Annotated in this window: 6 protein-coding genes; 2 read left to right on the top strand and 4 right to left on the bottom strand. The window is 66.0% G+C overall.

What is annotated here, in order from left to right:
• Nucleotides 1–7 precede the first annotated feature (7 nt).
• The 3 genes from ACW5W7_RS14750 to ACW5W7_RS14760 are packed head-to-tail and all read right to left on the bottom strand — an operon-like array spanning nt 8 to nt 3,656.
• Complete coding sequence (locus ACW5W7_RS14750; RefSeq protein ID WP_456502191.1) at nt 8–1,099, bottom strand: HlyD family secretion protein; 1,092 nt, start codon at nt 1,097–1,099, stop codon at nt 8–10.
• Nucleotides 1,092–2,558: an efflux transporter outer membrane subunit gene (locus ACW5W7_RS14755; RefSeq protein WP_456502192.1), complete on the bottom strand. Its 1,467-nt coding sequence runs from the start codon at nt 2,556–2,558 to the stop codon at nt 1,092–1,094. The genes ACW5W7_RS14750 and ACW5W7_RS14755 overlap by 8 nt, the downstream gene beginning before the upstream one ends.
• Nucleotides 2,559–2,618: 60 nt before the next feature.
• On the bottom strand, nt 2,619–3,656 hold the full coding sequence (locus ACW5W7_RS14760) for an AI-2E family transporter (protein ID WP_349921748.1): 1,038 nt from the start codon (nt 3,654–3,656) through the stop codon (nt 2,619–2,621).
• 569 nt (nt 3,657–4,225) lie between these two features.
• Here ACW5W7_RS14760 and ACW5W7_RS14765 point away from each other — a divergent pair.
• Both ACW5W7_RS14765 and pbpC read left to right on the top strand, forming a co-directional pair.
• Nucleotides 4,226–9,076, top strand: coding sequence for an alpha-2-macroglobulin family protein (locus tag ACW5W7_RS14765; protein ID WP_456502193.1), 4,851 nt, complete (start codon nt 4,226–4,228; stop codon nt 9,074–9,076).
• Between the two features lie 7 nt (nt 9,077–9,083).
• Entirely contained in the window at nt 9,084–11,450 is a 2,367-nt protein-coding gene (gene pbpC, locus ACW5W7_RS14770; RefSeq protein ID WP_456502194.1) for a penicillin-binding protein 1C, read from the top strand.
• A 101-nt stretch (nt 11,451–11,551) separates the two neighbouring features.
• Here pbpC and ACW5W7_RS14775 read toward each other — a convergent pair whose 3' ends face one another.
• The gene (locus ACW5W7_RS14775) at nt 11,552–12,511 is read right to left on the bottom strand and encodes a hypothetical protein (protein ID WP_456502195.1); all 960 of its coding nucleotides are present in this window, start codon (nt 12,509–12,511) and stop codon (nt 11,552–11,554) included.
• Nucleotides 12,512–12,657 lie beyond the last annotated feature (146 nt).

Below are 12,657 nucleotides of genomic sequence, written 5' to 3' on the forward strand. Positions count from 1 at the left end.
AGACCACCTAGTAGAGGAAGGAGCAGAGGCTCATCAACCGGATGTAGAGCCCCCCCAGCAGGTTCATCAGGCCATTATCGGCGGCATAGATCATGACATCGGCCTGGCCACCGACCCGCAGCCCGTCGGCCGGTGGCAGACCCCCCTCCTTGAAGGCCACCTTGACCGGGAAGCGCTGGGCCTGGCGTAGCCAGTCCCGGTTGTTGTCCACGCTCGGCAGGGTGCCGGCGGGCTGGCTCTTGCCATCGCTCACCCCGTAGCCGATGCTGCGCACTTCCCCTTCAAACAGGCGACCGGGCAGACTGTCCAGCAAGATGGCGACCCTGTCGCCGGGCTGGACGTTGCCGAGGTTGTTCTCCGTCAGATCCGCCGAGATCCAGACGTCGTGGATGGCGATCAGGGTCATGGCCGGAGCACCGGCACCGATAAACTGGCCGGCGTCCGTGCGAAGATCCGTGATGAGGCCGCGCCCTGGCGCCACTACCCGGGTGTTGGCGCGATCCAGCTCGGCCTTGTGGACCGCCGAGCGAGCGCTGAGCAACTGGGAATTGTCATCGCCGCTGGCGCCGGCGGCTTCGATGGCGCGGCGCACGTCGGCTTCGGCCGCCGCCACCTGGCTCTTGGCGGTTTCCCGGCTGGCCTGGGCGACTTCGAGACGGCGTACCGAGATGGCCCCCGGATCCTCCCTATAGAGCCGCTCCTGGCGGGCGGCATCCTTGGCGGCATTGTCATAGGCGGCGCGCATGGCCATCAGGGCCGCCTCGGCCGCCTTGACCCCCTCGTTGCCCGCCTTGACGCCGCTCAACACCGTCTGGTAGTCGGAGCGTGCCTTGGCCAGGGCGATCTCATAGGGTTCGGGGTCTATCTCGAACAGGGGATCCCCCGCCGCTACGTCCTGGTTGTCGTGCACATGGACCCGCTGGATCTGGCCGGCCACTTCGGCGGCGATCGGAACCACGAAGGCCTGCACCCGGGCCTGGGAGCTGTAGGGGGTCAGCCGGTCGGCCAGCAGATACCAGCCGAGCAGCAGGGCGATGAGCCCGAGCAGCCCCAGGGTGGCGTTGCGGCTGGCCTTGCCGGGGGGAGTGTTGTCAGTCATGGGCACTTACCTTCTGGGAAGAGGGGGCTGGCGGCTGGACCTGGTCGAGCAAGGGGGCCCAGTCGGCACGCTTGCGCAACTGGGCTTCGACGGCGGGCGTCACCAGGGGGCGGGATCGCCCCTGCTCCCAGCCGCCACCCAGAGCCTTGTAGAGGGTGATGAGGTCGCGCATGCGGGCGCCCCGGCTGTTGACCAGCCGCTCCTGCTGGCTGAACAGGGCGCGCTGGGAGTCGAGCACCCGCTGAAAGTCGGCCATGCCTTCCCGGTACTGGGTGTTGGCGATGTCCAGAGAGCGCCGCGCCGCGGCCCCCGTCTGGGTCAGCAGGGCAATTTCGTCCTGGCCGTTGGCGTAGGCGATGGCGGCGTCATCCACCTCCCTGGCCGCCTTGAACAGGGTGTCGCGATAGCGCTCATGAAGCTGCTGTAAGCGGGCATCCTGCACCAGTACCTGATTGCCGAGGCGCCCCTGATCCAGCAGGTTCCAGCTGAGCGACGGACCCACAGCCCAGGAGTAGGTGCCGCTGCTGCCACCGGTGGCGCTGACCCCCAGGGTGCCGAGCAGGGTGATGGAGGGGTAGAGCTCGCTCTCGGCCACTCCGATGAGGGCCGACTGGGCGGCCAGTTGCCGCTCGGCGACCCGCACATCGGGGCGGCGGCGCAGCAAATCGGCGGGCAGTTCGGCGACCAGGGCGAGCTGACCCCGGGGGATCTGCCCCGTCCCTGCGCCCATCTCGGGCAGGGGGCCCGGCGTGCGGGCCAGCAGGGTCGAGAGGGCGTTCTGGCTCTGGCGCAAACTGGTCTGCAACTGCGGTATGCCGGAGAGGGTGCCCAGATACTGGGTTCTGGCCTGCTGCACGTCCAGCTCGGCGCTGTTGCCGCTCTTGAACAGCCGCTCGGTGATCTCCAGACTGCGGCGCTGGAGGCGGGCGTTGTCATGGGCTATCTGAAGCCTGGCCTCGACGGTTCTGATGCTCACGTAGAGCTGGGCGACCTGGGCAATCATCAGCACCTGCACATCGTCGTATTGCGCCAGGGTCGCGAAGTAGTTGGCATCCGCCGATTCGATCCCGCGCCGGAACTTGCCCCAGAAATCGAGCTCCCAGCCGAGGTTGAACCCCGCGCCATAGTTGCTGCCTGCGCTGCTGTGGCCATCCCGGCTCTGGCCGGTCTGCAGGAACTCTCCGGTACCGACCGTGGCCTGCGGGCCGAGCAGGCTCTCGGCGATGCCGAGCTGGGCCTGGGCCTCGAGGATCCGCAGACCCGCGATGCGCACATCCGGGTTGTTGCGAAGGGCCTCCTCGATCAGAGCGCTGAGCACGGGATCGTGCAACTGCGCCCACCATTGCCGGTAGTCAGTCGCGGTGGCGGCACGTTGCCCCTGACTGGCGTTTTGCCAGCCTGCCAGCTCGGTGACTTGGGGCGTTTTATAGGGGGGCCCACGCCGGGTGCTGCAACACATAACCGGCCATGCGCCCCCTCAAATGGGGGGGCGCATGGCGTGATGAATGACGACCATGGGTTATTGCTTCACGCCGGGCTGACCTTCGTTGACCCAGGCCATGAAGATGCGATAGCCGATGGAGAGCATGGTGGCACCGATGAACATGCCGAGGATGCCGTTGGTGGCCATGCCACCGAGGGCGCCGAGCAGCACCACGGGCATGGGGGCGTCCACCCCGCGGCCGAGCAGCAACGGCTTGAGCACGTTGTCCGCCATGCCGGCGATGACCAGCAGCACGGTATAGACGATGTTGACGACGGTGCCGTGATCCCCGGCCATCCACATGTAGGCAATCACCGGCCCCGTGACCAGGATGACGGGCACCTGGGCGATGCCGAGGATCAGCGCCAGCACGAAGAAGATGCCCACGGCCGGGATCCCCGCGAGGGACATGATGATGCCCGCCAGCAGCGCCTGGATGAAGGCCACGCCGATGACCCCCTGTGCCACCGCCCTGATGGTGCTGGTGCACAGCTTGATGAGGGCGATCCCCTTGTTTTCATCGGTGAAGCGAATGGCGATGCGGGTGGCGCTGACGGCGCCCGGTGCCCCCCAGGCCATGATGATGCCGGCGACGATGAAGGAGGCGACGAAGCCCAGCAGACCGCCCCCCATGCTGGCCAGCATGCCGACGACCTGCTTGGCAATGTCGCCGAGCTGGGGCTGGTAGCTCTTGATGAGGCTCGGCAAGTCCACCGAGGCCTTCAGCCAGAAGGCGTGCAGCTTCTCGCCCACCAGCGGAATGGCGGCGATGCTGTCGGAGGGTGCCGGTATGGTCAGGGTGTTGTTCTCCACCTTGTGAACCAGGGAGCTGACACTGTCACCCAGGGAGCTGACCATGGCGATGGTGGGAACGACGATGAGCACGATGCCCAGCAGCACCAGCAGGGTGGAAGCGCGACCCTGTTTGCCACCGAGGCGGGCGGCGAAGCGCTGATGGAGCGGATAGAGGGTCACCGCCAGGATAAGACCCCACAGCATCATGTTCATGAAGGGGGAGAAGACGGTGAAGCAGAAGGAGGCCAGACCCAGGATAAGCCCGAACTTGATAAACATATCCAAGAATCGGGTCACCAGTCTTTTTTCGACTATGACGAGATCGTTATTTTCCATTCTGGTATGACTCCGGCAGGTAGTGAGCACATAACGATGTTGGCCCGACAAAAAAGCCGGGCCAACGGGGATACTGTGATGCAGTAATAAATGAACCTGAGTTCAATAATTGGGTTCGTCTTGGCATTGCTGCATACCCGTGCTTCATTTATGGCACAGGCAGTGGGCTTGTAAAGACGGTTCCTAACTATTTGAAATTTATTTGATTGATGGTTCTGATTTGATGGCGGCAAAGCATAAATAGTCCACGCAAGGCACACAAGTGAACTATTGTTTGCAGTTTAGCCTGGGTTCAGAAAACGGATAAATTCCGACAACGATATAATGAGGTTCCTACCGAGAGTGTCGATTGAATTATATCTCTGAGACATTCATGGATGGTCTGTTCTGCTTTAATATGCCACTTATGTAGTATCTCGTTCTGGATAAGGGATTTTGTATTAATGAGACGGGATCCCTTATCCTGTACTCCTTGCACCGCCGTCGCGGTGATTCAATCCGGGATGACATCCATGTACCTCTTCGCGCCCCTCTCCAAGCCCCGCATTCTTCCATTGCTTGCCCTGTCGTTGGCCGTGTTGCTGGGGGGCTGCGGCCCTGAACCGGCGGAACCCAAGGCGGGATCCACTCCTGTGGCGAGCACGGAAGAGCCCGGTGCACCTGAACACATCAGCCAGGCCAGCGCGCGGCAATACCGGAATGCCCCGGCCCTGGCCCTGGTCTTCTCCGGCCCGCTCCCGCCAAGGCGCAGCTGGCAGAGCTGGCTTGGGGTGACGGAAGGGGGCAAGCAGGTGCAGGGGGAGTGGATCCTGGCCGAGGATGGTCGCACCCTCTATTTCCCGAGCGTTGAGCCAAACAAGAGTTACGAGGTGAGCCTCAAAGAGGGGCTGGGACCCAGGGCCCAACACTGGACTCTCAAGACCCGGCCGCTGGAGGCCGGGGCCTCCTTCACCGCCAGCGGCATGGTGCTGCCCCTGCGTCAGGAGCTGCGCCTGCCCATCAGCGCGGTCAACGTGGACGAGGTCAATATCGACTTCTTCAGGATTGATGTGGACTATCTGCCGCGCTTCCTCGCCGAGTACAAGCCGGGGGCCGGCATGGGCAACTGGGATCTGGAGCAGGTCAGTGCGCGGGCCAAGCGGGTGTTCAGCGGTCGCTACGCCCTGGCGCTCGATCCCAACCGCCGAGAGACCCGCCTCATCAACGTGAAGGAGCCGCAGCTGGCGCAGGCCGGCGTCTATTTCGCGGTCATGTCCCCCCTTGGCGACTACAACTGGCGCAAGGAGACCACCTATTTCGCAGTGAGCGACATGGGTCTGAGCGCCCGTCGCTATCCGGATCAGCTGGCGGTGTTCGTCAGCTCCCTGGCCAGCGCCTCTCCCCTCAAGGACGTGCAACTCTCCCTGCTCGATGAGAAGGGCAACCGGCTGCAGGTGCAGAGCACGGACGCCCAGGGGTACCGCCGCTTCGAGCAGGTGCAGGGGGCCAGGCTGCTGCTGGCCGAGCAGGGCCAGCACCTGGCGGTGCTGCGCCTCGACGGCGCGGCGCTGGATCTCTCCGCCTTCGATCTCGGCACCCAGCCCTGGCAGGCACAGCAACTCTATCTCTTCAGCGGCCGGGATCTCTATCGCCCCGGCGAGCGGCTCGACAGCGAGATCCTGCTCAAGGGGCAGGATGGTCAGCTGCTGCCCGGCATGGCGGTGGAGCTGGAAGTGAAGCAACCGGACGGGCAACTGCTGGAGCAGAAGCGGTTGTTGCCGAACAACCTGGGGGCGGTGGGTTACAGTCTGAGATTGCCACAGGATGCCCCCCTGGGTCGCTGGACCATCCAGCTGAAAACCGCCGCCGGCAGTCGCTTCGAGTGGCCCTTCCTGGTGGAGGAGTTCCTGCCGGAGCGGCTGAAACTCCAGCTTGGCACCGGGCCTGACGGGGAGCTGCTCGGCGATGTCGAAGCGCTCTCGCTGCCTCTCAAGGGGGATTATCTCTACGGCGCCCCCGCCAGCGGCACCAAGGCCAAGGCCGAGGTAACCATCAGCCGCGCCCTCATGCCCTTCAGCCAGTGGCAGGAGTTCACCCTGGGTGATGTGCTGCTGACCGAGCAGGCCAAGGAGCTGGAGCCGGTCACCCTGACCCTGGATGAACAAGGGCAGGGGCACTTTGCCCTCGGGGATCAGTTGGAAGAGGTGAAGGCCCTGGGACCCCTCGAGGTGAGTTATCGGGTGTCGCTGTCCGAGCCAGGTGGCCGGGCGGTGAATCGCAGCCACACCCAATACGGTTGGCCGGCGGGGAGCCAGTGGCCAGCCCTCAAGGCGGACTTCATGGCGGAGCGGGTGGAGGGGGGCAGACCCTTGCCGTTCCAGATCCTCAATCTGGATGAGCAGGGTCAGCCGGTGGCGGGGGCGGTGAAGGTACGCCTAATCAACGAATACCGCGACTACTACTGGCATTACGCGGGCGGCGAGGGCTGGAAGTATGAATACAATCCCCAGCCCTACCTCGAGCAGGAGCTGACCCTGCAACTGGATGGCAAGGGCCCGACGCCCCTGAGCCTGCCGCTGGCGGCCGGCTGGTATCGCCTCGAGGTGCAGAACAGCCAGGGTCATGAGTCCAGCCTGCGCCTCGAGATCGGCAGCTACGCCTGGGGCGGTGGCGGTGAGCAGGCGCGCCCCGACAAGATTGCCATCAGTCTCGACAAGCGGGCCTATCAGGCCGGTGACAAGGCCAGGGTGACCCTGGTCGCCCCTCGCGCCGGCAAGGGTCTGCTGATGGTGGAAGACGGGGATGGTCTGCGCTGGTGGCAGCGCATCGAGTTGCAAGCCGAAGGCGGTGAAGCGAAAACGGGGCGCGGGGAGTTCGAGATCCCCATCAGCCCGGAGTGGCTGCGTCATGACTTGCATATCTCGGCCCAGATAGCGGCCCCGGACAGCGAAGAGCTGCCGGTGAGCCAGGCGCGGGTGCAGAGCCTGCGCTCGGTCGGTCTGGTGCCCCTCACCCTGGACAGGGAGGCGCGCCACCTGCCGCTGATCCTGAGTGCGCCGGACAAGGCGGTGCCCCTGACTCGCCTCGAGGTGACGGCCAGCTCCACCCCCAACAGCCGGGGCCGGGTGGTGCTGGCGGCGGTGGACAGGGGGGTGCTCAACATCAGCGACTATAAACCCCTCGACCCGTTCGAGATCTTCTTTGGTCGCAAGCGCTTCGCCCAGGACCTGTTCGATAACTATGGTCAGGTGATCCCCCCTCAGGACGGCAAGCTGGCGCGCCTGAACTACGGCGGTGATGCGCCGGCGCTCAAGAAGGGCGGGGCCCTGGAGAGCCGGGTCGAGGTGGCGGCGCTCTGGAGTGGGGAGGTGAGCTTCAATGAGAGCGGCAAGGCGGTCATACCGCTGGAGCTGCCGAACTTCAACGGCGAGCTGGCGCTGATGGCCCTGGCCTGGAACGAGCAGCAGGTTGGCCAGGCCGAGCGCGCCGTCAAGGTGGTCTCCCCCCTGGTGGCCGAGATAGGCTGGCCACGCTTCGGCGCTCGCGGGGACGAGACCCGCGCCCTGGTGCAACTGCGCAACATGAGCGGCCAGGATCAATCCCTCTCCCTGAACTGGACCCTGAGCGGCGGCCTGCAGGCAGGCGCTGAACTGCCCAAAACCCTGGACCTTAAAAACGGCGAGGAGCGCTGGCTCACCCTGCCGCTCACCGTCACGGGGGCTAGCGGAGTGGCACGCCTGGCGCTGGCTGCCAGCGGTGAGGACTTCACTATGAGCCGCGACTGGTCGCTGCCTCTTCGCTCCCCCTGGCCGGCCCAGACCCGCCAGCGCTATCAGATGCTGGCGCCCGGCCAGCAGATGAGCTTCGCCCCGGAGGAGCTGGCGGGGTTGGCCCCCGCCAATCTGCAGGGGTTGCTGAGCCTCTCCGGCACCCCCCCCTGGGATCCGGCGGCCCAGTGGCAGGCCCTGGCCGACTACCCCTACGCCTGCCTGGAGCAGACCCTGTCGCGCGCCTGGCCCTATGAGCTGACCACGGCCGCCGAGCGGGAGGCCTGGTCCAAAAACTTGCCCAAGCCCGCCAAGGCGCAGAGCGAGGCAGAGGTGCAGCGGACCCTGATGCAGCGGCTGCAACGGCTGCAACTGCCGAGCGGCGGCTTCGGGCTCTGGGACGGGCGCTCCGACGAGGAGCAGTGGCTCACCGCCTACGCCGCCGACTACCTGCTGACCCGCAAGGAAGCCGGGGAAGCGGTGCCCGAGGCCATGCTGAGCCTGGCCCTCATGCGACTGCAGAACTACCTCACCGACAGCCAGTACGGCGAGCGCTGGAGCAGTGCCCCCGAGCACAGCCGGCTGGCCTATCAGGCCTACAGCGCCTATGTGTTGGCGCGGGTGGGCAAGGCGCCGCTCTCCACCCTGCGGCTCATCTGGGAGCAGCAGGCGGATCACGCCCGCTCCGGCCTGCCCCTGCTGCATCTCTCCCTGGCCCTGTCCGCCATGGGGGATCAGCAAGGGGGGACCGAGGCCCTGACCCGGGCACTGGCCACCGAGCGGGGGGATGATTACCTCGCGGACTATGGCTCCCCCCTGCGGGACGGGGCGCTCGAGCTCGCCCTGCTGCGCCAACACCAGCTGGCACCGGATAGCTGGGCCGGACTGAGTGCCAAGCTGGCCGATACCCTGGCCCACCGCCAGTGGCTCAGCACCCAGGAGCGGCTCGCCCTGCTGCGTCTGGCCCAGGTCGACCCCGCCGTCGACTGGCAGGCCAGGGTGGCGAGCGCGAGTGGCGAGAAGCCCCTCGCCGGCCAGACGAGTCAGCAGCTCGGTACCCCCGAGGTGCTGGCGGTGACCGGCATCGGTAACGACGGCAAGGGTTCTCTCTATGTGCAGCGTACCCTCATCGGCTACCCGGAGCAGGCGCCCAGCCGCATCAGTCAGGGGATGAGCGTCACCCGCAGCTGGTTCAACGGGGATGGCAAGCAGCTCGATCCCGCCAGGGTGCGGGTGGGGGATCTGGTGGTGGTGAGGCTCAATGTGAACAGCGAACAGGCGGTGCCCGACACCCTGCTGGTGGATATGTTGCCGGCGGGCTTCGAGCTGGAAAACCCGGCTCTTGGCAACAGCATCAAGCTCGAGGAGCTGAAGATCGAAGGCAAACCCGCCTGGCAGAGCGACTGGAACGACTACCTCAAGCATCAGGAGTTCAAGGATGACCGCTATACGGCCGCTCTGGATCTGAGCGAGGGGGGCAATCAGCAGCTGGTCTACCTGATGCGGGCGGTGACTCCGGGTCGCTATCAGGTGCCGCCGACCCAGGTGGAGGACATGTATCGTCCCGAGCTGAGGGCGGTGGGGCAGGACATCCACGAGGTGACCATCTCTGAGTAAGACGCCCATGCAAGGGGAGGTGAGTCCGGCCGGTTGGTGGCACCAAGGGCGCCAGTGGCTGCATCAGCACTGGCAGGCCCTGCTTCTGGGGCTGCGTCGTCTGCCGTTCTGGCTGCGCCTTGGGGTCGCCGGGGTGGGGGCCCTGCTTCTGCTATTGCTGGTGCTGGACAGGGCCTTCCCGCCACCGCCGCTGGATCCCGCCTATGCACGGGTGGTGCTGGACAGCCAGGGCAGGCCCCTGCGGGCCTTCGCCGACACCAGCGGAGTCTGGCGCTACCCGGTCACCCTGGCGCAGGTCTCCCCCCGCTACATAGAGGCGCTGCTCGGTTACGAGGATCGCCATTTCTGGTGGCACCCCGGGGTCAACCCCGTCGCCATGGTGCGAGGGGTCTGGCAGTGGCTGCGCTATGGGCGGGCCATCTCCGGCGGTTCCACCCTCACCATGCAGGTGGCGCGGCTCATCGAGCCCTACCATCGCAGCGTGCCGGGCAAGCTGCGCCAGATGGCGCGGGCGTTGCAACTGGAGTGGCACTACGACAAGCGCACCCTGCTCACCGTCTACCTCAACCGGGCCCCCTTTGGCGGCAACCTGGAAGGGGTGCAGGCCGCGAGTTTCGCCTATCTCGGCAAGAGTGCGGCCAAGCTCACCCACGCGGAGGCGGCCCTGCTGGCGGTGCTGCCCCAGGCCCCCAGCCGTTATCGACCGGACCGGCACCCGGAGCGGGCCCGCGCCGCCCGGGACAAGGTGATGCAGCGCCTGGTGGTGCAGGGCACCTGGGCGACATCCGTTTGGGAGCAGGGGCGCATCGAGCCCGTGCTGGCCCGTGGTCACTTCACCCCCATGGAAGCGCCGCTCTTTGCCCGTCTCGCCGCCAACAGCCAGCCGGGGGCCCTGGTGCACACCACCATAGACGGCAACCTGCAGCGCTGGCTGGAGGACAGGGTAGAGAGCTATATCCGCCGCTTCCCCGAGCAGACCTCGGCGGCCCTCTTGCTGGTGGACAACGCCACCATGGCGGTGCGTGCCTACGTGGGCAGCGCCGAGTATGGCAACCTGAGGCGCCACGGCTACCTCGACATGGTGCAGGCCATTCGCTCCCCCGGCTCTACCCTCAAACCCTTCATCTATGGTCTGGCGCTGGATGCGGGTCTGGTGCATTCGGCCTCCCTGCTGGCCGACGCCCCCCGTCTGGGCTCGGACTACAGACCCGCCAACTTCACCGGCGCCTTCCAGGGGCCGGTGACCCTGACCCAGGCGTTGCAGCAGTCTCTCAACGTGCCGGCGGTGCAGGTGCTGGAGGCGCTGGGGCCGGGCAGCTTCGTCAACCGGCTGGATAACGCCGGGGTGCGGCTGGCACTCTCGGATAGACCCAACCCGGCCATCGCGCTCGGGGCGGCGGGTATCCGGCTGGAGCAGCTGGTGGCGCTCTACAGCGCCCTCAGCCGCCAGGGACAGGTGGCGATGCCGGTCTGGCTCGCGGGGCAGCAGGCGGTGTCGCGTCCCTTGCTGAGTCCGGGGGCGGCCTGGATCATCTGGCATATCCTGAGCGCCCAGGGGCGGGAGGATCAGCCCTTCACGAGCGAGGCGACCGGCCGAGTCAACCGCCTGGCGTGGAAGACGGGCACCAGCTACGGCTATCGTGACAGCTGGGCGCTCGGGGTCTCCGGACGCTGGACCATTGGCGTCTGGCTCGGGCGCCCCGATGGCACCCCCTTGCCGGGCTTCTACGGTCAGAGCGCGGCCATCCCCCTGCTGCTCTCGGTCTACTCCCGCCTTGGCGATACCAGCCCCTTGCCGGTTCAGCCCAACACCGTGAGCGAGGCCGACATCTGCTGGCCGCTCGGGCGACGAGCGAGCGCAACCCTGCCAGAGGCCTGCTTGCAACAGCAGAATGCCTGGCTGCTGGATGAGCGGGATCCCCCCACCCTGCCGGATCCCATGGACTGGTCCTCACCCCTGCGCAAGGTGGCCCTGACCGAGGAGGGCAAGCCGACCTTGGCCCGCTGCCGTGATGCCGATGGCTTCGCCTGGCGGGCGCTCTGGCCCCTCTCCCTCGAGCCCTGGCGCGAGCCTTCGGAGCGGCGCCGGGCGCTGCTGGCCAGCGGCTGTGAGGGGGAAAACCGGGGGGCGGATCAGCAGGCCCCCATCCGCATCGTCGCTCTGGGAGAGGGGAATCTCATCCGCAGCCAGCGTTATCGGCTGCAACCCAGGGTGCTCGGTGGCATCGGCAAGGCGCACTGGTTTTTGAACGGCGAGCGCCTGCGCTGGGACGGGGATCAGGTATTGAGCGCGGCGGGACGCTATCAGCTGGTGGTGGTGGATGAGGCGGGCAACAGCGATCGCATCGAGTTCCGACTGGAAAACCCCTCCTGAGCAGGAGGAGCATCTCTTTTAACTCGCAGCGGCGCGACAAAATATTGACGCCTGTTTATGACATGGGCTGATGAATGGCGAAGAGATCAGCCCCGATCGAATCAGGGCTTGACCTGTCCCAGCCGGGTGAAGAAGTGCTGACTCTTGCGCTGGTGGAAGTGGCTCTTCTTGATGGAGTGAAAGACGAGAGCGCTATCCGGGTGGCTCTCCTTCAGACGGTGGATCATCGCCATGGCCGGCAAGCCGGTGCTGACGAGGGTGGTGAGCGGCAGGCTCCGGGTATCTGGCCCCAGCAGCAGATTGAGGCCTTGCTGGGCCTGCTCGAAGCGGGTCAGCACTGCGGAGTCGGCATAGCCGCTGGCGAGCATGGCGAGCAGGGCGTCGAGGGCCTGATGGAACTCGGCCAGCTGCTGACGAAAGCCGCTGCGCCCGCGCAGGGCGACAAGCTCGGCAAAGGGTATGTCGGCGAGGTGAGTGGGCACTCGCAACGGGATCTCGAGGTGGAAGCAATCCTGGCCGCCGCGATGGTGGTAGCGGGATTCGAGCAGGTGCAGCAGCCGATCCAGATAGTCGTGATCCGTGATGAGGGCGCCCTCATTGGCGAGTGCCCACTCACGGGCGAGGCGCATGGAGAGCAGGTTGGCGAAGCGCCGCGCCATCCGTATTCCCCCCTCATCCTGACTGGCAAAGCCGTGGGTGAGACAGAAGCCGTGCAGCCGCTCAAGCCCCGCCTGGGCCGGGCAGAAACAGTCGTGATTCGCGCTTGCGCGCCAGCGCGTGATCAACTCCTTGTTGCCGAACACCTTGTGGCGCACGAATTCCGGGGCGATGAGGCCGGCGATCTGGTTTTCGATCTGGGGGGTGATGGCGGCGAAGAAGTCGGCGCTGGGCCGCTCGGCGAGCAGATCCGTCTGCTGACGCAGGGTCTCCAGCAGGGCGGTGAGACCGCTTTTTTCACTGACGGTGAAGACGAAGGCGAGCCGCTCCAGATAGAGCAGGGCAAACTTGAGCCAGAGTTCATCCCGCACTTCCATGCCGGGGTAGTAGATGTAGGTCTTCATCACGCCTATCTGTTGTATGTTGTTGGGGTTGCCAGACCGCAGGCAGAGGAATATACGCAACATGGCCGGTCGGCGGCAAACATTGTGTGGGGAAATGGGCGGGATATGCGGGGGAGTGCTCAGCCTGTAGGCGCTGGCCGCAAACT

Source organism: Aeromonas intestinalis (assembly GCF_054052485.1).